This is a genomic window from Micromonospora sp. WMMD964, from assembly GCF_029581455.1.
GTDB lineage: Bacteria > Actinomycetota > Actinomycetes > Mycobacteriales > Micromonosporaceae > Micromonospora.
This window is the reverse complement of sequence record NZ_CP120860.1, coordinates 6,455,741-6,475,359: the sequence shown is the minus strand read 5'-3', so window position 1 is coordinate 6,475,359 and position 19,619 is coordinate 6,455,741. Positions and strand designations below refer to the sequence as shown.

At 72.3% G+C, this 19,619-nt stretch carries 22 protein-coding genes and 1 riboswitch; of the genes, 15 read left to right on the top strand and 7 right to left on the bottom strand.

Annotation, left to right across the window (positions count from 1 at the left end; all coding sequences use genetic code 11):
* Positions 1–22 precede the first annotated feature (22 nt).
* Positions 23–784: an SDR family oxidoreductase gene (locus O7616_RS29465; protein ID WP_282304933.1), complete on the bottom strand. Its 762-nt coding sequence runs from the start codon at positions 782–784 to the stop codon at positions 23–25.
* Positions 785–830: 46 nt separating this feature from the next.
* On the opposite strand from O7616_RS29465, the gene O7616_RS29460 reads away from it, so the two are divergent.
* The 8 genes from O7616_RS29460 to O7616_RS29425 all read left to right on the top strand — a co-directional run bounded on the left by O7616_RS29460 (position 831) and on the right by O7616_RS29425 (position 8,338).
* Positions 831–1,190: a histidine triad nucleotide-binding protein gene (locus O7616_RS29460; RefSeq protein ID WP_282304932.1), complete on the top strand. Its 360-nt coding sequence runs from the start codon at positions 831–833 to the stop codon at positions 1,188–1,190.
* A complete protein-coding gene (locus O7616_RS29455) occupies positions 1,187–2,575 on the top strand; it encodes a serine hydrolase domain-containing protein (RefSeq protein ID WP_282304931.1) in 1,389 nt (462 codons plus the stop codon). The genes O7616_RS29460 and O7616_RS29455 overlap by 4 nt, the downstream gene beginning before the upstream one ends.
* A 130-nt stretch (positions 2,576–2,705) precedes the next feature.
* Positions 2,706–3,764 carry a PhoH family protein gene (locus O7616_RS29450; protein WP_269682781.1) on the top strand — a complete coding sequence of 353 codons (1,059 nt, stop codon included), beginning with the start codon at positions 2,706–2,708 and terminating at the stop codon, positions 3,762–3,764.
* A gap of 15 nt (positions 3,765–3,779) precedes the next feature.
* Entirely contained in the window at positions 3,780–4,253 is a 474-nt protein-coding gene (ybeY, locus tag O7616_RS29445; RefSeq protein ID WP_282257133.1) for an rRNA maturation RNase YbeY, read from the top strand.
* On the top strand, positions 4,229–5,701 hold the full coding sequence (locus O7616_RS29440; protein ID WP_282307769.1) for a hemolysin family protein: 1,473 nt from the start codon (positions 4,229–4,231) through the stop codon (positions 5,699–5,701). Before ybeY ends, O7616_RS29440 begins: the two co-directional genes overlap by 25 nt.
* Positions 5,694–6,080, top strand: a complete 387-nt coding sequence (locus O7616_RS29435) for a cytidine deaminase (protein ID WP_282257134.1) — start codon at positions 5,694–5,696, stop codon at positions 6,078–6,080. Before O7616_RS29440 ends, O7616_RS29435 begins: the two co-directional genes overlap by 8 nt.
* Entirely contained in the window at positions 6,077–6,982 is a 906-nt protein-coding gene (era, locus tag O7616_RS29430; RefSeq protein WP_282257136.1) for a GTPase Era, read from the top strand. The genes O7616_RS29435 and era overlap by 4 nt, the downstream gene beginning before the upstream one ends.
* A gap of 177 nt (positions 6,983–7,159) precedes the next feature.
* Positions 7,160–8,338: an acyltransferase gene (locus tag O7616_RS29425; RefSeq protein ID WP_282304930.1), complete on the top strand. Its 1,179-nt coding sequence runs from the start codon at positions 7,160–7,162 to the stop codon at positions 8,336–8,338.
* Here O7616_RS29425 and O7616_RS29420 read toward each other — a convergent pair.
* Positions 8,325–9,131: a DUF4097 family beta strand repeat-containing protein gene (locus O7616_RS29420; RefSeq protein ID WP_282304929.1), complete on the bottom strand. Its 807-nt coding sequence runs from the start codon at positions 9,129–9,131 to the stop codon at positions 8,325–8,327. The two genes, O7616_RS29425 and O7616_RS29420, sit on opposite strands and share 14 nt — an antisense overlap.
* 102 nt (positions 9,132–9,233) lie before the next feature.
* Here O7616_RS29420 and recO point away from each other — a divergent pair, with 102 nt between their 5' ends.
* The 5 genes from recO (at position 9,234) to O7616_RS29395 (ending at position 12,427) form a co-directional block, all read left to right on the top strand.
* Complete coding sequence (gene recO / locus O7616_RS29415) at positions 9,234–10,100, top strand: DNA repair protein RecO (RefSeq protein WP_282304928.1); 867 nt, start codon at positions 9,234–9,236, stop codon at positions 10,098–10,100.
* Positions 10,101–10,104: 4 nt separating this feature from the next.
* Complete coding sequence (locus O7616_RS29410) at positions 10,105–10,920, top strand: isoprenyl transferase (protein WP_282304927.1); 816 nt, start codon at positions 10,105–10,107, stop codon at positions 10,918–10,920.
* Between the two features lie 66 nt (positions 10,921–10,986).
* A complete protein-coding gene (locus O7616_RS29405) occupies positions 10,987–11,172 on the top strand; it encodes a hypothetical protein (protein WP_282257141.1) in 186 nt (61 codons plus the stop codon).
* A gap of 239 nt (positions 11,173–11,411) precedes the next feature.
* Positions 11,412–11,669, top strand: a complete 258-nt coding sequence (locus tag O7616_RS29400; protein WP_282304926.1) for a thioredoxin reductase — start codon at positions 11,412–11,414, stop codon at positions 11,667–11,669.
* Positions 11,666–12,427: a pirin-like bicupin family protein gene (locus O7616_RS29395; protein ID WP_282304925.1), complete on the top strand. Its 762-nt coding sequence runs from the start codon at positions 11,666–11,668 to the stop codon at positions 12,425–12,427. The genes O7616_RS29400 and O7616_RS29395 overlap by 4 nt, the downstream gene beginning before the upstream one ends.
* 201 nt (positions 12,428–12,628) lie before the next feature.
* Here O7616_RS29395 and gndA read toward each other — a convergent pair whose 3' ends face one another.
* Both gndA and O7616_RS29385 read right to left on the bottom strand, forming a co-directional pair.
* Positions 12,629–14,071: an NADP-dependent phosphogluconate dehydrogenase gene (gene gndA, locus O7616_RS29390; protein ID WP_282304924.1), complete on the bottom strand. Its 1,443-nt coding sequence runs from the start codon at positions 14,069–14,071 to the stop codon at positions 12,629–12,631.
* A gap of 178 nt (positions 14,072–14,249) precedes the next feature.
* Entirely contained in the window at positions 14,250–14,546 is a 297-nt protein-coding gene (locus O7616_RS29385) for a thiamine-binding protein (protein ID WP_145779424.1), read from the bottom strand.
* Between the two features lie 291 nt (positions 14,547–14,837).
* On the opposite strand from O7616_RS29385, the gene O7616_RS29380 reads away from it, so the two are divergent.
* Positions 14,838–15,329 carry a hypothetical protein gene (locus O7616_RS29380; RefSeq protein ID WP_282304923.1) on the top strand — a complete coding sequence of 164 codons (492 nt, stop codon included), beginning with the start codon at positions 14,838–14,840 and terminating at the stop codon, positions 15,327–15,329.
* Positions 15,330–15,542: 213 nt separating this feature from the next.
* Here the strand turns inward: O7616_RS29380 and O7616_RS29375 are convergent, their stop codons facing one another.
* From O7616_RS29375 to O7616_RS29365, 3 genes are all read right to left on the bottom strand, one after another.
* Positions 15,543–16,343: an energy-coupling factor transporter transmembrane component T gene (locus O7616_RS29375; RefSeq protein ID WP_282257147.1), complete on the bottom strand. Its 801-nt coding sequence runs from the start codon at positions 16,341–16,343 to the stop codon at positions 15,543–15,545.
* Positions 16,340–17,770 (bottom strand): ABC transporter ATP-binding protein, encoded by a 1,431-nt coding sequence (locus tag O7616_RS29370; RefSeq protein WP_282304922.1) that lies wholly within the window; start codon positions 17,768–17,770, stop codon positions 16,340–16,342. Before O7616_RS29370 ends, O7616_RS29375 begins: the two co-directional genes overlap by 4 nt.
* Positions 17,771–17,874: 104 nt before the next feature.
* A complete protein-coding gene (locus tag O7616_RS29365) occupies positions 17,875–18,468 on the bottom strand; it encodes an ECF transporter S component (RefSeq protein ID WP_282304921.1) in 594 nt (197 codons plus the stop codon).
* Between the two features lie 74 nt (positions 18,469–18,542).
* Positions 18,543–18,647: riboswitch (TPP riboswitch) on the bottom strand.
* Positions 18,648–18,754: 107 nt separating this feature from the next.
* Here O7616_RS29365 and O7616_RS29360 point away from each other — a divergent pair.
* Positions 18,755–19,585 carry an alpha/beta fold hydrolase gene (locus O7616_RS29360; protein WP_282304919.1) on the top strand — a complete coding sequence of 277 codons (831 nt, stop codon included), beginning with the start codon at positions 18,755–18,757 and terminating at the stop codon, positions 19,583–19,585.
* Positions 19,586–19,619 lie beyond the last annotated feature (34 nt).

Sequence of the window (19,619 nt, the reverse complement as noted above, 5' to 3'; positions counted from 1 at the left end):
TGATCCGGCGGTTGTTCCGACGTCAGCTCCGCAGGTAGGAGGCGCCGTTGAGGTCGACGATCGTGCCGGAGGCCCACTCGGCCTGCGGCGAGGCCAGCCAGTGCACCGCGGCGGCGATCTCCTCCGGCCGGGCCACCCGGTCGAACGGGCTCTGCGCCCGGATCGCCGCACCCTCGTCCCCGCGCAGGTACTCGGCGACCATGTCGGTCGCCACGAAGCCCGGCGCGACGGTGGCGACGGCGATGCCGTACGGCGCGAGTGCCACGGCGAGGGACTGACCCAACGCGTTCAGCCCCGCCTTGCTGGCACCGTACGCCGGCTGGTGCGGCTCCCCCCGGAACGCGCCCCGGGACGAGACGTTGACGATCCGCCCGCCACGGTCGCGCATGTGCTGGGCGGCGCACCAGATGACATTGCCCGCCCCGGTCAGGTTGGTCTCCAGCACCTGCCGCCAGCGCTGCTGCCACTGCTCGTAGGAGGCGCCGAAGACCGGGTGCGGGTCGTCCCGGTCGCCGTACGTCCCGGCGTTGTTGACCAGCACGTCCAACCCGCCGAGCGCCTCGGCGGCCCGGTCGACCATGGCCCGGACCGCGTCCGGGTCGGTGAGGTCCGCGCGGACCACCACGTGCCCGGCACCGGGCAGTCGCGACCGCAGGTCCTCGGCCGCGTCGGCCGAATCGCGGTGGTGGATCGCCACCCGGTCACCGCTCGCCGCGAACGCCTGTGCCACCGCGGCGCCGATCCCGCGCGAGGCTCCGGTCACGAGTACCGCCCGATCCGTCATGCCGGCCATCCTGCCCGAGCCACCTGCCAGTCCTTACACTGCCCCGATGGGATCCGACTGCCTGTTCTGCCGCATCGTCGCCGGGGAGATCCCGGCCACCGTGGTCCGGGAGACCGACACCACGCTCGCCTTCCGCGACATCGACCCGAAGGCGCCGGTGCACGTCCTGGTCATTCCGAAGGAGCACTACGCCGACGTCGCCACCCTCGCCCAGGGTGACCCGGCGCTGGCCGCCGACGTGCTGGCGACGTCCGCCGCCGTGGCCGAGGACGAGGGCCTGCTCGGCGACGGTTTCCGGTTGATGTTCAACACCGGCGCGTACGGCGGGCAGGAGGTGTTCCACGCGCACGCCCATCTGCTCGGTGGTGCGCCGCTCGGCCCGATGCTGGCCCGGGACCTCGGGTGAGCGAGCCGGCCGCCCGGGGGCACGAGCACCTGGGTCGACTCGTCCGGCGGGTGCAGGCCGACGCCCGGGTGCCGGCGGTGTCGGTGGCGCTGCACCGGGCCGACCGACCGCTCTGGACCTGCACCGTCGGCGACACCGGGAGCGACAACCCGCTGGCGCCGGACACCCAGTTCCGGATCGGCTCGGTCACCAAGACCTTCACCGCGGCGCTCACCCTCCAGTGCCGCGACGACGGGCTGCTGGACCTGGACGACCCGGTGGGCCGGCACCTGGATCTGCCCGCCCACGGTGAGCTGACCGTACGCCGGTTGCTGTCGCACACCGCCGGTCTGCAACGCGAGCCGTTCGGCGACGTGTGGGACACCCTGCGCGCACCGGACGCCGACCGGTTGGTGGCGGAGCTGGACCGGGCCGAGCGGGTGCTGCCGACGGCCCGCCGGTTCCACTACTCCAACCTGGCCATGGCCGTGCTCGGTCGACTGGTCGCCCGACTGCGCGGCGAGAGCTGGGCGCAGGCACTCAGCGAGCGGATCCTGACGCCGCTCGGGCTGACCGACACCACGGTGACCCCCCGACCGACGGCGGCCACCGGGTTCCTGGTCGACGCGTACTCCGACGAGGCGCACCCGGAGCCGCCGACCGACTTCGGTGCGGTCGGCCCGGCCGCGCAGCTCTGGAGCACCGCCACCGACATGGCGCGTTGGGCGGCGTTCCTGGCCGACCCGGCGGCACTGGACCCGGCCGGCGCGGTGCTCGCCCCCGAGACGCTGGACGAGATGCGCTGGCCGCTGACCACCACCGACGAGACGCTCTGGGGCGCGGGCTTCGGGCTCGGGCTGATCCTGGTCCCGCAGGGCGAACGGGTGATGCACGTGGGGCACGACGGGGCGATGCCCGGTTTCCTGGCCGGTGTGTACGGCCGGCGGGGCGGCGACGGTACGGCCGGCGCGATGGGCGCCGCGGTGCTCGGTTCGTCCGGTACGGCGACCGAGCTGTTCGACCTGCCGCACCGGCTGCTGGCCGCGGCGGTCGAGCAGGACCCGGCCGACATCGAGCCGTGGCGGCCGGGCGCGCCCGCGCCGGCGGCCCTCCGGGGCGTGCTCGGCCGGTGGTGGGGCGAGGGTTTCGAGTACGTCTTCTCCTGGCAGGACGGCTCCCTGCGGGCACGCGGGGCCGGCGACCCGGCCGGACGGCCGCCGGCGATCTTCGTGCCCCTGCCGGACCGACCGGACGTGTTCCGGACGGCATCCGGTCGGGAGGCCGGTGAGCTGCTGCGACTGACCCGGGACGACACCGGCGCGGTGGTCCGGATGCACTGGGCGACGTACCGGTTCACCCGTCACCAGGAGACCTTCGACCGGTACGACTTCCGCGCCGGGCGTTGATCGCGGCCAGCGGAAATGGGCGCGATGCGGCCCGCGTCGAACGGATACGATGGGTGTAACGTCCGCACGCCGGCCAGCAGACCGGCGCCGAGATCGAGAGCAGGTGGCGCAGGGCCCTTCGGCCCGACCTATGACCGGCACCCCACCTCCCGGCCCGCCCCGGGTGCAGACCAGGATCACCGTGCCCGACTCGAAGATCATGGTCAATCTGCTCGGCGCAGGCGACGAGATCCTCCGACTCGTCGAACGCTCGGTCAACAGTGACGTGCACGTCCGCGGCAACGAGATCACCATCACCGGTGACCCCGCGGACAACGCCCTCGCCGAGCGGGTCTTCAGCGAGCTGCTCGAACTCATCGAGAAAGGCGAGACCCTGACCACTGACGCCGTCCGGCGTACCGTCGGCATGCTCGAGCAGGGCAGCGCCGAGCGGCCCGCCGAGGTTCTGACGCTCAACATCCTCTCGCGGCGCGGGCGCACCATCCGGCCCAAGACCCTCGGTCAGAAGCGCTACGTCGACGCGATCGACTCGAACACCATCGTCTTCGGCATCGGCCCGGCCGGCACCGGCAAGACCTACCTGGCGATGGCGAAGGCCGTCCAGGCGTTGCAGGCCAAGCAGGTCAACCGGATCATCCTGACCCGGCCGGCGGTCGAGGCGGGGGAGCGGCTGGGCTTCCTGCCCGGCACGCTCAACGAGAAGATCGACCCGTACCTGCGCCCGCTCTACGACGCGCTGCACGAGATGCTCGACCCGGAGACGATCCCGAAGCTGATGGCCCAGGGCACGATCGAGGTCGCGCCACTGGCGTACATGCGGGGGCGGACGCTGAGTGACGCGTTCATCATCCTGGACGAGGCGCAGAACACCACGCCCGAGCAGATGAAGATGTTCCTCACCCGGCTCGGCTTCAACTCCAAGATCGTCGTGACCGGTGACGTCACCCAGGTGGACCTTCCCGGCGGGACGACCAGCGGTCTGCGGGTGGTCCGGGAGATCCTGGAGAACGTCGAGGACGTGCACTTCGCCCAGCTGTCCAGCTCCGACGTGGTCCGCCACCGGCTGGTCGGGGAGATCGTCGACGCGTACGCCCGCTGGGACGCCGAGCGGGAGAACCAGCAGGCGCAGGGCGTCCATGCCGTGCCCGGGCGACCCGCCCAGGGCGGCCGGGCCGGCCGCCGCCGCTAAAGCAGAGGAAAGCAGTTGTCCATCGAGATCGCCAACGAGTCCGGTGTCGACGTCGACACCGACGCCGTGCTCGCCGTCGCCCGGCACGCCCTCGACGAGATGGGGGTCAACCCCCTCGCCGAGTTGTCCGTGCTGTTGGTCGACATCGACTACATGACCGAGCTGAACCACCGCTGGATGGGTGGCGACGGCCCGACCGACGTGCTCGCCTTCCCCATGGACGAGGGCAGCGTCGACCACGGCCCGGGTGAGTCCGCGCCGGCCGGCGGCGAGCCCGCCCTGCTCGGCGACATCGTGCTGTGCCCCGAGGTCGCGGCCAAGCAGGCGGCGACGGCCGGGCACTCGCCCGCCGACGAGCTGCACCTGCTCACCGTGCACGGGGTGCTGCACCTGCTCGGCTACGACCACGCCGAGCCGGAGGAGGAGCGGGAGATGTTCGGTCTCCAGGCCCGACTGCTGGCCAGCTGGCGGTCGACCCGCACCCAGTGATGTCCACTCCTCCGTTACTCGCGGCCGGTGCCACCGCCGGCCTTCCCGACCTGCAGCTGATCGCCTTCGCGGCCGGCCTGGTGGTGCTGGCCGGTCTGATCGCGATGACCGAGGCGGCTCTCGCCGCGGTCTCTCCGGCCCGCGCCGCCGAGCTGGCCCGCGACGGGGTGCGGGGCGCCCGGACCCTCCAGGCGGTCGCCGGTGACGTCGTCCGGCACCTCAACCTGCTCCTGTTGCTGCGGCTGCTGGCCGAGCTGACCGCCACCACGCTCGTGGCGTTGGTCGCGGTGGACAGCTTCGGCGCCGGTTGGCGGGCGGCGCTGGTGACCGCCGGCGCGATGACCGTGGTCAGCTTCGTGGTGGTCGGCGTCGCGCCGCGCACCATCGGGCGGCAGCACGCGTACGCCGTCGGTCGTGCGGTCGCGCCGCTGGTCCGGTGGCTGGGCCGGGCGCTCAATCCGCTCGCGTCGTTGCTGATCCTGATCGGCAACGCGGTCACCCCGGGCCGCGGCTTCCGCGAGGGGCCGTTCGCCACCCAGGTGGAGTTGCGGGAGCTGGTCGACCTGGCCGAGCAGCGCGGCGTCGTCGAGCACGGCGAGCGTCAGATGATCCACTCGGTCTTCGCGCTCGGCGACACCATCGCCCGCGAGGTGATGGTGCCGCGTACCGAGATGGTGTGGATCGAGGAGGGCAAGACGCTCGCGCAGGCGCTGGCGCTCTTCCTGCGTTCCGGTTTCTCCCGCATCCCGGTGATCGGCGAGAGCGTCGACGACGTGCTGGGCGTGCTCTACCTGAAGGACCTCATCCGCCGCTCCCGGGGCGGCGACCCGCAGGCCGAGCAGTTGCCGGTGGCCGAGTTGATGCGCCCGGCGACCTTCGTGCCGGAGTCCAAGCCGGTCGACGACCTGCTGTCCGAGATGCAGGCGGCCCGCAACCACCTGGTCATCGTCGTCGACGAGTACGGCGGCACCGGCGGCCTGGTCACCATCGAGGACATCCTGGAGGAGATCGTCGGTGAGATCACCGACGAGTACGATGTCGAACGCCCGCCCGTCGAACGTCTGGCGGACTCCTCGGTCCGGGTGACCGCCCGCCTGCCGGTGGAGACCCTGGGCGAGATGTTCGACACCGACCTGCCCACCGACGAGGTGGAGACGGTCGGGGGCCTGCTCGCCCAGTCGCTGGGGCGGGTGCCGATTCCCGGTGCGACGGTCGAGGTCGCCGGCCTCCGGCTGGTCGCCGAGGGCACCACCGGCAGGCGTAACCGGATCGACACCGTCCTGGTCAGCCGGGTGGAGTCGGGCCACGAACAGGACACCCCGGGGCGCGGCGAGCAGGGCACCGCGGGGCGGCACGAGAGGGACACCGCGGGGCGTGGCGAGCACGCCGGCCCCGGGGACGACACGGACAACCACCGAGATGACGAGAGGCAACCAGCCGATGCCTGACACACCCGCCGCCCCCGCCGCCCGGCCGGCCCCCACCGCGTCAGCCGAGCTGAGCGCCGAGGACGCCAAGCTGGTCGTCCTGGCCCGGGGCGCCCGCGGGCGGGTCGGCGCCGTGGAGGGCGCCGCGGTCCGGGATCAGGACGGCCGGACGTACGCGGCGGCCAGCGTCGCGCTGCCGTCGCTGACCCTCACCGCGTTGCAGTTGGCTGTCGCGTCGGCGGTGGCGGCCGGGGCGAGTCGGCTGGAGGCGGCGGTGGTGGTGACCGAGGCGTCGACGCTGGACGGCGCCGGTCACGCGGCGGTGCGTGACCTCGCGGTGGACGCCCCGATCCACCTGGCCGCCCCGGATGGCACGGTCCTCGGCACGGTGACCCAGTGAGCCCCGTGCAGGACCCGGAGGCGAGGCCGTACCGGGCCGGGTTCGGCTGTTTCGTCGGCCGGCCCAACGCGGGCAAGTCCACGCTCACCAACGCCATCGTCGGCACCAAGATCGCGATCACCTCGAACAAACCGCAGACCACCCGGCACGTCATCCGGGCCGTGCTGCACCGCCCGGAGTCGCAGTTGGTCCTGGTCGACACCCCGGGCCTGCACCGCCCCCGGACGCTGCTCGGTGAGCGCCTCAACGACCTGGTCCGGTCCACCTGGACGGAGGTCGACGTGATCGGCCTGTGCATCCCGGCGGACGAGCCGGTCGGGCGCGGCGACCGGTTCATCACCGGCGAGTTGGCCGAGTTGAAGGCGACGGTGCTGGCGGTGGTCACCAAGACCGACCTGGTGGACAAGCGCCGGCTGGCGGAGCAGTTGCTCGCGGTGAGCGAGCTGGGGGACTTCGCCGCGGTGGTGCCGGTGAGCGCGGTCTCCGGGCACCAGGTGGACACGCTCGTCGACGTGATGACCGACTACCTGCCGCCGTCGCCGCAGCTCTACCCGGACGACATGCTGACCGACGACCCCGAGCAGGTGATGGTCGCGGAGCTGATCCGGGAGGCAGCCCTGGAAGGGGTCCGCGACGAGCTGCCGCACTCCATCGCCGTCGTGGTGGAGGAGATGATCCCCGAAGGTCAACTGACGAAGATCTACGCCGACGTGTACGTCGAGCGACCCAGCCAGAAGGCGATCGTGATCGGTCATCGGGCGAGCCGGCTCAAGGAGGTCGGCACCAACGCCCGCCGCCAGATCGAGGAGCTGCTGGGCGGCCGGGTCTATCTCGACCTGCACGTACGGGTGGCGAAGGACTGGCAGCGCGACCCGAAGCAGCTGCGCAAGCTGGGCTTCTGACACCACCGCACCGACCGGCCCCGGTCGGCGGGAGCGCGACTGTCGGCGTACCTCATGATCGTCTTCGGTCGTGGTGGTGGAAAGATTCACGTTCGGTCGGGGGTGCTGCCCGTTTCGCGGCGGCACCGCGCAGGGTAGGGGAACAACGCCAAGCGTCCCCGACCGAGATGCAGGCTGATGCGCAACAGGTACCTCGATCTGCTCCGATTCCTGGCCATCGTCCGAGTGGTCGTCTACCACGTCACCGGGTGGGCGACCCTCACCCTCGTCTTCCCCGCCATGTCGGTGATGTTCGCGCTGGCCGGTTCGTTGATGGCCGCGTCGCTGACCCGCTCCGGGCCGACGGCGGTCGCGCGTCGGCTGCGTCGGCTGCTGCCGTCACTGTGGGTGCTCGCGGCGGTCTTCGTACCGGCCATGCTGCTCACCGGTCTGCCGGTGAGCCCCCGGGTGCTGCTGTGGCTGTTCCCGATCGCCGACCCGCCGGCCAACGACTGGGGCGCACTGGCCCTGAGCGTCATCTGGTACCTGCGCGACTACCTGTGGTTCGTGCTCGCCTCACCCGTGGCGTTCTGGCTGTTCCGGCGTGCCCCGCTGCCCACGGTGCTGGCCCCGTACCTCCTCCTGGTGGCGATCGAAGCGGGGATCTACCCGGCACCACCGGTGCTGCGCGAGTTCGGGCTGTACTTCGGGGCGTGGACGCTGGGCTTCGCCCACCACGCCGGGATGCTGCGCCGGCTCTCCGGCCGGGTGCTCTACCCGGTGGCGGCCGCCCTCGCGGTGGGCGGCGGTGCCTGGATCGTCGGGCATCCCGGCCCACGCGGGTACGACCTGAACGACAACCACCTGGGCAACGCCCTCTGGTCGGCCGCGTTCATCCTGGTCGTCCTGGGTCGGGCCCCCTCCGGGGTGGCGTGGCTGAGTCGCAGTCGGCTGGCCGACCGGGCGGTGACAGTCGTCAACCGGCGGGCGCTCACCGTCTATCTCTGGCACATGCCGTTCGTGGTGGCGCTCACCCCGCTCGTCGACGTGGTGGGTTGGTCCCACCAGGACCCGGTGGGGTTGGCCATCCGGGTGCTGCTGGTCTTCGCGCTGGTCGGACTGGTCACCCTCGCCGTCGGCTGGGTCGAGGACGTCGCCGCCCGTCGCCGCCCGGAGCTGATCCCCGGTGGCCCGCCGCGCCCGGCCGAGGCGGCCGCGCCCGTCGGCGAGCCCCCTGCCGGGCCGGATGCCCGGTCCGGTGCGCTGTCGGGCGACTCCGTCGGTGCGGGGTCGTCCAGGCGTGTGCCCGAGCCGGCCGCGGTGCCGGCCCAGCGGTCGGCCGGGGAGCCGACCAGCGTCGACGTCAACGTTGGCTGATCGTCACGTTGCCGCTGCCGGCCGAACCGTCGAGCACCAGGGACGCGGCCGGGTCGTCGGCGACGGTGACCCGAGTGTCGCCGGAGCCCGCACCGGAGCGCACCCGGTAGCTGCCCGGCGGCACCAGCAACGTCACGTCGCCGCTGGACGCGTGCACCCGCGCCGCAGCCGGTGTTTCCAGCTCGACTGTGACATTGCCGGAGCCCGCCTCGGCATCCGTGGTGGCGACGAGCCGTCGTGCGGTGATGTCACCGGACCCGGCGCGCAGGCGTACGGCCCCGCTGACCTCGCTCACGTCGATGTTGCCGGAGCCGGTCTCCACCTCGACCTTGCCATCGGCCCCGGTGACCCGTACGTCACCCGAACCCAGCCGAAGCTCCACCGCGCCGACCCTGCTCAGCTCGACGTCACCCGAACCGGACTCGCCCTGGAGGGCCACCCCCTCCGGCACGGTGACCTCGTAGGAGACGCTGCACCGGTCGCCGCAGTCGGTGTCCAGCACCAGCTCGCTGCCCTTGATCTCGTACCGGGCCTGCGGCTCGCCGCCCTGGTAGCGCACCACCCGCTTGATCCGCGCCTCCGCCGCGGTGCCGGTGCCCCGGACGACCACATCGCCGGAACCCGGCAGCACCCGGATGTTGGTGATCTTCACCGGCTCGGTGTCGTCGTAGTCGAGCCGACGCATGGCCAGGTTGTCGCACCCGGCGAGCACGATGAGGGTGGTCGCCAGCCCCAGGGCCACGGGGGCGGCGGCGCGCCGACGGAGACCGCCGGAGGTCGGTTGCATTGCCATGGCCAGCACGCTACGACCGGTGAAGAGCCGCGCGCATCGGGGTTACTCCGCGCCTGCACCCCGAACCAACCCTGATATCGCACCCCGAGGGAGAATGGCCCGATGGCCGGGTACCGCCGACAGCTCTACCGCGACGACGCGGTGGTGCTGCGTGTGCAGAAACTCGGCGAGTCCGACCGGATCATCACCCTGCTCACCCGTCGACACGGCCGGCTGCGCGCGGTGGCCCGAGGGGTCCGCCGCACCACCAGCAAGTTCGGCGCCCGGCTGGAACCGTTCGGCCACGTCGACCTCCAGCTCGCCGGAGACCCGAAGGGCAACCACGGCAGCGCGCTGCACACCGTCAGCCAGGCCGAGGGCATCGACCTGTACGGCAAACGGTTCCTGGGGGACTACCCGCGCTACACGGCGGCCAGCGCGATCGCCGAGACCGCCGAGCGGCTGACCCCGGTCGAGCGGGAGCCGTCGCTGCGGCTGTTCCAGCTCACCCTGGGCGCACTCAAGGCGCTGTCCCGGGGTGAGCACGCCACCACCCTGGTCCTCGACGCGTACCTGTTGCGGGGGATGGCCCTCGCGGGCTGGGCGCCGGCGCTCGTCGCCTGCGCGGTCTGCGGCACCCCCGGCCGGCACCGGGCGTTCTCCGTGCCGGCCGGCGGCGCCGTCTGCCCCGACTGCCGGCCACCCGGCGCGGCCCACCCCGCGCCGGCCACCATCGACCTGATGTCCGCGCTGACCACCGGCGACTGGGTGGTCGCCGACGCCACCGACACCGGGGTACGCCGGGAGTGCAGCGGACTGGTCGCCGCTCACCTGCAGTGGCACCTGGAGCGCGCGCTACGCTCGCTGCCGCTGGTCGACCGGGGTCCCTCGGCGGCCGGCACGGCCCCGCCCCCGGAAGGCGGCGGAGCCGTGGTGCTCCGGCCACAGGGCGACGTCGAGGCCGGGGCGGACGGCGCGAACAGGGAGTGACCGAGTGATCCGATCCAAGAAGGCCAGCCGGCGTGAGCCGACCCCGCCGACACCACACCCGTCCGGCGCCCGGCCGCCGGCACTGCCCACCGAGGCGGTGCCGAAGCACGTGGCGGTGGTGATGGACGGCAACGGTCGGTGGGCCAAGGAGCGCGGGCTGCCCCGCACCAAGGGGCACGAGGCGGGGGAGCACAGCCTCTTCGACACCATCGAGGGTGCCATCGAGATGGGCATCCCGTACCTGTCGGCGTACGCCTTCTCCACCGAGAACTGGCGGCGCTCGCCGGACGAGGTCCGGTTCCTGATGGGGTTCAACCGGGATGTCATCCGCCGCCGTCGCGACCAGTTGGTCGACCTCGGCGTCCGGGTGGTCTGGTCGGGTCGCCCCGGGCGGTTGTGGAAGAGCGTCATCTCCGAGTTGCAGACCGCCGAGGAGATGTCCCAGGGCAACTCGACGCTGACCCTGCAGTTCTGCGTCAACTACGGCGGGCAGGCCGAGATCGGTGACGCCGCCGCCGCGATCGCCCGGGACGTGGCGGCCGGTCGACTGGACCCGGCGAAGGTCACCGAGAAGACCGTCGCGAAGTACCTCTACCACCCGGAGATCCCCGAGGTGGACCTGTTCCTGCGCCCCTCCGGGGAGGAACGGATCTCCAACTTCCTGCTCTGGCAGACCGCGTACGCCGAGTTGGTCTTCCTGGACACCCTCTGGCCCGACTTCGACCGCCGCCACCTCTGGTACGCGTGCGAGCTGTTCGCGCAGCGGGACCGGCGCTTCGGCGGGGCGCTGCCCAACCCGGTCGCCCCGGTTCTGAGCTGACGCGCTTACCCGCACGTCACACTGGGTATCAGTGACGTCAGAAGCCACTGACGGAGGTGAACCCACATGATCCAGAAGCGCATTGCCCAGTGGGCGGTGATGGCGATCGCGGTGCCGGTAGCCGCGGCCGGCGCCCGTCGACTCAGCCACACCCTGGAGGCCCGACGTGGTCCCTCCGGGGCGACCCGGCTGCTGACCAAGGGCGCCGACCTGCTCCGCCCCCAGAAGGCCAAGCGCCGCCGCTTCTTCTGACCAATCTCACCTGCCCCCGGCGCCGCCCGCACCCGAGTGCGGGCGGCGCCGCGCTGTGCTGTGCTCGGGTGGGCGTGCGGCGCCGGGGCTTGTCTGCGGTCGGCGCCTTGATCCACTCCAGGTCGGCGATCTGGCGGCGTTGCCTCGCCGGGATGCCCCCACATCGCCGACGTTGTGTCGATCTTGGGCTGCTGCGCGGTTCCGGGGTGCCGGGTATGGGCGGCGGGTAGGGTCCGAAGGTGGCGGGACAGTGGCGCTCGGAGGTGAACATGCGGGATCTCCGGTTCAAGATGATCATGGCGTTGAACGCGGCCGATCTGGGTGACCCGATCTGCGAGCAGGTGGCCGACATCTGTGCCGAGATCGCCGAGCAGCACTGCGCCGAGTTCGGCCACACGCCGCAGCTGCGTACCGGCGAGATCGCCGAACTGGCCACCGGAGAGCCCGCCCTGACCTGGGCGCCGTCGATCCCCGACGCCGGGCAGCGTGCCTGGTGACCGCACCGGCCCCCGCGGTCGACGTCCGTCGCGCCGACGACCGCTTCGCCACCCGGATCTCCTGGTTGGACTCCAAGCACTCGTTCTCGTTCTCCCGGCACTACGACCCGGCCAACACCCACCATGGTCTGCTGCTGGTCAACAACGACGACGTGGTACGCCCGGGTGCCGGTTTCGAGACCCACCCCCACCAGGACATGGAGATCGTCACCTGGGTGCTGCGCGGCTCCCTGGTGCACCAGGACTCCACCGGGCACTCCGGCGTCATCTACCCGGGGCTGGCCCAGCGGATGAGCGCCGGAACCGGCATCCTGCACTCGGAGAAGAACGACGCCTGGCGGCTCGACAACCAGGAGCCGCACAGCGACCCGGTGCACTTCGTGCAGATGTGGGTGCTCCCCGACGAGCAGGGCGTCGACCCCGGCTACGAGCAGCTGGAGATCGAGGACGAGCTGCTGCGCGGTGGCCTCGTGCCGATCGCCTCCGGGATGGACCGTTACGACGGCGCGTCCGCGATCCGGATCCGCAACCGGTACGCGACGCTGCACGCCGCCCGACTCACCCCCGGCGACGAGGTCACCATCCCCGACGCGCCCTTCGTGCACCTGTACGTGCCCGACGGCTCAGTGACGCTGGAGGGCAGCGGGCCGCTCAACACCGGCGACGCCGCCCGGCTGACCATGACCGGCGGCCGACGGGTCACCGCCGACGAACCGGCCGAGATCCTCGTCTGGGAGATGCACGCCACGATCAACTGACCGGTGCTGCCCGCACAGCCGACGTCTCCCGTGGTCGGTGGTCTCCCGCGATCGGGGCGCCCTCCACGGCGCGGTCGTCTCCCGCGATCCGCGGCCAGCATGATCGTGCCCGAACATTGATGTAGTGGCCTCCCTGCGTCGCGGAGGCCACTACATCAAGGATCGAGCGATCTTGCCGTGGGCCGTGGGCCGTGGTTTGTCTTACGCTGGCGACTCGGTGCGGTCGGCGGCCCACGTGGTGTGGAACGAGCCGTCCCGGTCCACCCGCTGGTAGGTGTGCGCGCCGAAGTTGTCCCGCAGGCCCTGGATCAGCGCGGCGGGAAGCCGCTCGGCGCGTAGCGCGTCGAAGTACGCCAGCGACGACGAGAACGCGGGCGTCGGCACACCGGCCCGGGTCGCGTCGCCCACCACCCGTCGCCAGCTCGGCACACCGGCCGCGACCGCATCGGCGAAGTACGGCGCCACCAGCAGCGTCGGCAGGTCGGGCTGCTGGTCGTACGCCTCACGGATGCGGTCGAGGAAGCGGGCCCGGATGATGCAGCCGCCCCGCCAGATGGTCGCCGTGCCGCCGAGGTCGATGTCCCAGTCGTACTCCTGGCTGCCGGCCCGGATGTGGTCGAAGCCCTGCGCGTACGCGACGATCTTGGAAGCGAGCAGCGCCCGGCGGACGTCCTCGACGAACGCGTCCCGGTCGGTGACCTGCCACTTGTCACCCGCGTCGGGGAACGCGCGGCGGGCGGCCTCCCGCTGGTCGACGTGCCCGGACAGTGAGCGGGCGAAGGTCGCCTCGGCGATCCCGGTGATCGGGATGCCCAGGTCCAGGGCGCTCTGCACGGTCCACCGGCCGGTGCCCTTCTGCTCGGCCCGGTCCTGCACGATGTCCACGAACGGCCGGCCGGTCTCCGCGTCGGTGTGCGCGAGCACATCGGCGGTGATCTCGATGAGGAACGACCCCAGCTCGCCGTCGTTCCAGTCGCGGAAGATCTCCGCGATCTCCGCCGGCTTGGCGTCCAGACCGGAGCGGAGCAGGTCGTACGCCTCGGCGATGAGCTGCATGTCGGCGTACTCGATGCCGTTGTGGACCATCTTGACGAAGTGCCCGGCGCCGTCCGGCCCGACGTGCATGCAGCACGGCACACCGTCCACCTGCGCGGCGATCTTCTCGAACATCGGCCCGAGCTTGGCGTACGACTCGGCGGAGCCGCCCGGCATGATGCTCGGACCGAGCAGCGCGCCCTCCTCACCGCCGGAGACGCCGGTGCCGCTGAAGTGCAGCCCCTGCGCGCGCAGCGCCTCCTCGCGGCGGCGGGTGTCGGCGAAGTGGGCGTTGCCGCAGTCGACGATGATGTCGCCCTCTTCCAGCAGAGGCACCAACTCGTCGATCACCGCGTCGGTGGGCGCACCGGCCTTGACCATGACGATGACTGCGCGCGGCCGTTCCAGTGACGCCACGAAGTCGGCCATCGTCTCGCCGGGCACGAACGTGCCCTCGTCGCCGTGCTCCGCGACGAGGCTGCGGGTGCGCTCCGGCGAGCGGTTGTGCACTGCCACCGTGAAGCCGTTGCGGGCCAGGTTGCGGGCCACGTTGCGACCCATCACCGCCAACCCGGTCACACCGATTTGTGCCCTCGCCTGCTCAGCCATCCGTGCCGCCACCTCTCGTCACCACTATTGGCGTTCCGAACCTATCGTGATGTGGGCTGATCCGGGACCAGTGATCCACCCTCTGATACTCGGGGTGGTGGCGAGGCTGCTGTTGGTGGCGGCGAGGCTGTTGTTGGTGGCGGCGGTCGGCGCCACGGGGTACACCGTGCGGGACCGGTCAACCCTCGGCGAGGCGGGCTTCGATCCGGGCGACCTTTCCGGTGAGCGCGTCGGTCACCCCTGGGCGGACGTCGGCCTTGAGCACCACGCTCACCCGGGGTGCCCGGGCGGCGACCACGTCGACCGCGCGCTTCACCACCGCCATCACCTCGTCCCACTCGCCCTCGACGGTGGTGAACATGGCATCGGTCCGGTTGGGTAGGCCGGATGCCCGGACCACCCGTACCGCCTCGGCGACCAGGTCACCCACGGAGTCGTCACCGCCGAGCGGGGTGATCGAGAACGCGATCAGCATGTGCCGATCGTGCCAGTAAATCGGGTGCGCGTCCGCTCGGAGGGCGGTTAGGGTACGGCCATGCGTTACTGACGCCCCACCTTCCGAGCCGGCCCGCCGCCCCGCGTCGCGGTCCGTGCGCTCGCGGGCGTCCCGCATGTCCTCCCGCCGTTCGGCGGCGCTGGCTGTGTCCGACCCCGGCGAGCAGTTCCTTCCCTGTTCGACCGTCGCGTCGCGCGGCGGCCACCAGCCGATCCGACCGACCGCCGACGCGCGGGACCGGCCAGTCGGTCGGCACCGAAGGAGGCCCGGATGCCTGCCAGGCGCAATCCGAAGAAGTCCCGTAGAACCCCACTCGGCACCGACCAGACGGCCGCCCACGGCCGATCCCGCCCCGACCTCGCGATCGAGCAGGCGGTGCCGGTCGAGCGCACGGTGCCGGCTGAGTCGGCGTTGCCGCCGGTCCTGGTGGAGTCGGCGGTGCCGGCCGAGCCGGCGGTGCCGGTGTCGCTGTCCGAGCCGGCGGTGCCGGCGGTGCGGGTCGAGTCGACGGTGCCGGTGTCGCTGCCCGAGCCGGTGCTGCCAGCGGTGCGGGTCGAGTCGGCGGCGGTGCTCGGTGAGCTGACGCCGTCGATCGACGTGCCCGCGGCGGTCGACGCTCCGGCGGTGGCAGACCTGCCGAAGTCTGCCGGGCGACCGGCGGCACCGACGGCCGGACCGCCCCAGGGTGGCGGCGGTCGCTCGGGCGGCGGCCGTAGCCGACAGGCCGGCCAGACCCGCCGCTACGCCTTCCGCCGCAGCTGACCGGACGTCCTGGCGTCCTCGCCACGCGGGGGTGCTGGGACATGACAGCAATATCAGGGATGTAGTGGCCTCCTCCACCAACGAGGCCACTACATCCCTGTTGTTGTGCGGATCTTGGCGGCGGGCGGCCAGCGGCGGGCGGCCGACGGCGCGCGACCAGCGGGGGGTGACGAGCGCCGCAGCTCTCGGGGCGGGAGCGGCGGAAGGGCCGAGTCAGCCGATCAGTGGGCGGAAGGTGCCGAGGAGGACGCTCGTGGTCAGGGCCGCTCCGGCCAGGAGTGCCGCGCCGACGACGAGAAGCCCGTCGGCGGGGGTGAAGTGCTGGCGGCGGGCCACGGTCCGGGGCGTACCGGCGTCGAAGCCTCGCGCGTCCATCGCCACGGCCAGCCGGGTGCCTCGACGGATCGCACCGACCAGCAGCGCGAACGCGGTGGAGGCGAACAGTCTCAGCTTGGCCAGCGGGTTGCGTCCCGCGTCGACGCCCCGCGCCCGACGCGCCATGCTTATCATCTGCCACTCCTGTCCGAGGAGCGGCACCAGCCGGAACGCGGCCAGCGCCCCGATGGCGAACCGGGCCGGAGCCTTCGCATTCTGGATCAACGAGTCGGCCAGGTCGGTGGGGTCGGTGGTCGCGAAGACGATGACACCGGGCAGCGCCACCGCGAAGACCCGCAGCACCAGGCCGAGCGCGGTGAGCAGCACGCCGGTACTGACGAACACCGGCCCCGCGTCCAGCAGGACCCGGCCGGACCGGTCGGCGGCGAAGAGCACCAGGGTGACCAGGATGCCGGCGGCGCTGAGGAGCAGTGGCCAGGCCCGCCGCGCCAGCACCCGGTAGCGGATGCCGAACAGCGGCAGCACGGCGAGTTCGAGCGCGATGGCGATCGCCGGGGCCACCGGGTCCAGGGTGGCCAGCAGGGTGAACGAGAAGACCAGCGCGGCGGCGACCTTCGCCACCGGGTTGCGGCGGGCCAGTGGCGCACCGGGCGCGGCGACCGGCTCGATGCTGATCATCGGTCGTCACCGGAGGTCGGCCGCAGGGTGACGCTGCGGTCGGCGAGCGCGGCGACGAAATCCGCGTCGTGGGTGACCGCGACCACGCCGTGTCCGGCGTCGCGCAGGTCGGCGAAGAGGTCGACCAGCTCCCGCCAGGTCCGCCGGTCCTGCCCGAAGGTGGGTTCGTCGCAGATCAACAGGCGGGGCGCGGTGGCCAGGGCGGTCGCCACGCTCAGCCGCCGCGCCTCACCACCCGAGAGGGTGTACGGGTTGGCGGCGGCGAGTCGGGCCAGCCGCAACCGTTCCAGCAGTTCGGCCACGGTCTGCTTGACGGCTGACTCGGGTTGACCGGTCCGGCGCGGGCCGAGCGCCAGCTCGTCGAAGACGGTGCTGGTGACGAACTGGTGCTCCGGGTCCTGGAAGACCGACCCGATCCGCCGGGCCAGGGCGGGGGCGCGCCAGCGGTGCGGGGGAGTGCGGTGGTCCGCACCGGCCAACCCGGGGGAGGCGGTGACCCGCCCGCTGCCCGGCCGGAGCAGCCCGCCGAGCAGCAACGCCAGGGTGGACTTGCCGACGCCGTTGGGTCCGCGTACGGCGAGCGCCTCGCCGGCGCGTACCGCAAGGTCGGTGGAGGCCAGCCGGGGTGGCAGGCCGAGCCGGTCGGCGGTGAGCAACAGTTCCCCGGGCGCGGCGGTGGCCGGGCGGGGCGCGATGGGGTGACCCGGCACCCACACCCCCTCGGCGGCCAGGGCGGCACCGTGGGCGGCGAAGACGGCCTCGGGGGTGCCGTCCGCGCGGACGCCGCCGCCGGGTTCCAGGACGACCACCCGGTCGACAAGCGGCAGCGCCTCGGCGACCCGGTGCTCGACCAGGATCAGCGTGGTGTCGTCGTCCAGCGCGCCGGCCACCGCCCGCCGGATCAGCTCGGCCCCGGCCGGGTCGAGGTTGGCTGTGGGCTCGTCGAGCAGCAGCAGGTCGGGGCGGAGGGCGAGCGCGCCGGCCAGGGCGAGGCGTTGCTGCTCGCCGCCGGAGAGCGCGGCCGTGTTGCGGTTCCGGGGGTACGGGAAGCCGACCCGGTGCAGCGCCTCGTCCACCCGGGGCCAGATCTCGCCGGTCGGCACTCCCCGGTTCTCCAGCCCGAAGGCGACGTCGTCGCCGCAGCGTGCCATCACCAGTTGGGTTTCCGGGTCCTGGAAGACGATGCCGACGCGTTCCCGTCCCTTGCGGGGGTCGAGCCCGTCGATCTCGACGATGCCCTCCTGCTCGCCGGAGTCTTCGGGGAGCAGCCCGGCCAGCGCGCTGAGCAAGGTGCTCTTCCCGGCTCCCGAGGGCCCGAGCAGCAGAACCCGTTCTCCGACCTCGACCCGCAGGTCGACGCCGCGCAGAGCCCACGCGCGCCGCCCGGCGTGCCGCCACCCGAACCCCCGCAGAACGACCGCGCCCACCGAACCCCCTTCCGCACGGCTTCTCGTTGTTGATCAAGAGGTTTGCGTCAGGATTCCGCCTCCGGTTGACGCAAACCTCTTGATCAACGCATCCGGGCCCGGGATCAGATCAGGGCTCGGTCCCGGCCCGCCGGGAACCGGTCCAGGACGCCGGTGTTGGCCAGTGCCTTGGTCAGCAGCCAGCCTCCGGCACCGGCGATCACGGTGGCGCTGACGATGGTGATCAGCGCGTACGGGATGCGGTAGTCGGTCAGTTCGGTCTCGACGTTCCAGATGAAGAAGTCGAACAACGCGGCGCTGAGACCGGTCAGCGCGCCGGCCAGGACGGCGGTCGGCAGCCGGAAGGACCGGTACCGGAAGGCGGCGAACGCCAACTCCGCGCCGATGCCCTGCACGATGCCCTGCGGGATCACCGTGCCGGCCCACTGGCTGCCCAGCAGCGCGGAGAGGACCGCGGCGACCGTCTCGCAGTAGAGCGCGGCACCGGGCTTGCGGATGACCAGGCCGCCGATCACGGCCGGCATCAACCAGACGCCGTAGAGCAGCGTCTGCGCCGGTGGGAAGAAGGCGAACGCGCCCTCGGTGGCGCTCCACACCAGGCCCCACGCCCAGAAGATGACGCCGAAGGCGACCGCGATCACCGAGGCGACCACGATGTCGATGGTCCGCCAACGGTGGGTGTCGGTGGTGGATTTCATGTGTTGCTCCCAGTTCGTGAGTGCGAACCAGGAGAAGACGCACGCCGCGTCCGGTGGCACCGGACGACGGCGCGGCTGGAGGTCGACCGAACTCCCTGCGCTGGCATTACCCAGATCAGGTTCGAGGGTCTGCGGGCATGCCCGCACTCTCAGCGCTGTGCGCTCCCCTGTCGGATGTGAAGTTGTCTCGCTGACGCTAACACCGACCGGGGGCGTGGGCCCAGCAGGGCATCAGCCTGACCTGTGGGAGCGACCGGCCGACCCCCGGCTGGGTACGCTTCCGATCATGCGGGTCGACGCACGAGGCTTCACGTTCGAGGTAACCGTCGATGGTCCGCCGGACGGCGTACCCGTTCTGCTGCTGCACGGATTTCCGCAGCACAGCGGTGAGTGGGACGACGTCGTGCCGACACTGCACGCCGCCGGGCTGCGCACGTACGCGCTGGACCAGCGGGGTTACTCGCCGGGCGCGCGGCCCACGGCGGTGGCCGACTACCGGATCCCGGAGCTGGTCGCCGACGTGGTGGCGGTGCTCGACGCCCTCGGTCTGGACGCCGTCCACCTGGTCGGGCACGACTGGGGTGCGGTCGTGGCCTGGGCGGTCGCCGCCCGGCACGCCGAGCGGGTCCGCACCCTGACCGCGGTGTCCGTGCCTCACCCGGCGGCCATGGCGCACGCGCTGGCCGACGACAGTCGACAGAGGGCCCGGTCGTCGTACATCGCGCTGTTCCGTAAGCCGGGCAAGGCGGAGAAGGTGCTGCTGGCGTGGCACGCCACCGCGCTGCGCAAACTGCTCGGTGGGGTCGGTGACCGGCCCCGGGTGGACCGCTACGCCGACCCGATGCGCGAGCCCGGGGCGCTCACCGCGGCGCTGAACTGGTACCGGGCGATGTCCCGCGCCGACCTGGCCGCGGTCGGCCCGGTCGCGGTACCCAGCACGTACGTGTGGAGTGACCAGGACGTCGCCATCGGCCGGACCGCCGCCGACGCGTGTGCGGCGAACGTGACCGCGGACTACCGCTTCGTGCAGCTGACCGGCGTCAGCCACTGGATCCCGGACGAGGCACCGGGTCCGCTCGCCGAGGCGATCCTGGCCCGAGCCGGCGGAACAGCCTGAGCTGCTGGAACGCGGGGCACCCTGGTCGACCCGC

Bases quoted from the DNA above. Each gene is read 5' to 3' on its own strand.
- O7616_RS29465 (WP_282304933.1), bottom strand. From the start codon at position 784: ATGACGGATCGGGCGGTACTCGTGACCGGAGCCTCGCGCGGGATCGGC.
- O7616_RS29460 (WP_282304932.1), top strand. From the start codon at position 831: ATGGGATCCGACTGCCTGTTCTGCCGCATCGTCGCCGGGGAGATCCCG.
- O7616_RS29450 (WP_269682781.1), top strand. From the start codon at position 2,706: ATGACCGGCACCCCACCTCCCGGCCCGCCCCGGGTGCAGACCAGGATC.
- O7616_RS29435 (WP_282257134.1), top strand. From the start codon at position 5,694: ATGCCTGACACACCCGCCGCCCCCGCCGCCCGGCCGGCCCCCACCGCG.
- O7616_RS29425 (WP_282304930.1), top strand. From the start codon at position 7,160: ATGCGCAACAGGTACCTCGATCTGCTCCGATTCCTGGCCATCGTCCGA.
- O7616_RS29420 (WP_282304929.1), bottom strand. From the start codon at position 9,131: ATGGCAATGCAACCGACCTCCGGCGGTCTCCGTCGGCGCGCCGCCGCC.
- recO (WP_282304928.1), top strand. From the start codon at position 9,234: ATGGCCGGGTACCGCCGACAGCTCTACCGCGACGACGCGGTGGTGCTG.
- O7616_RS29405 (WP_282257141.1), top strand. From the start codon at position 10,987: ATGATCCAGAAGCGCATTGCCCAGTGGGCGGTGATGGCGATCGCGGTG.
- gndA (WP_282304924.1), bottom strand. From the start codon at position 14,071: ATGGCTGAGCAGGCGAGGGCACAAATCGGTGTGACCGGGTTGGCGGTG.
- O7616_RS29385 (WP_145779424.1), bottom strand. From the start codon at position 14,546: ATGCTGATCGCGTTCTCGATCACCCCGCTCGGCGGTGACGACTCCGTG.
- O7616_RS29380 (WP_282304923.1), top strand. From the start codon at position 14,838: ATGCCTGCCAGGCGCAATCCGAAGAAGTCCCGTAGAACCCCACTCGGC.
- O7616_RS29375 (WP_282257147.1), bottom strand. From the start codon at position 16,343: ATGATCAGCATCGAGCCGGTCGCCGCGCCCGGTGCGCCACTGGCCCGC.
- O7616_RS29365 (WP_282304921.1), bottom strand. From the start codon at position 18,468: ATGAAATCCACCACCGACACCCACCGTTGGCGGACCATCGACATCGTG.
- O7616_RS29360 (WP_282304919.1), top strand. From the start codon at position 18,755: ATGCGGGTCGACGCACGAGGCTTCACGTTCGAGGTAACCGTCGATGGT.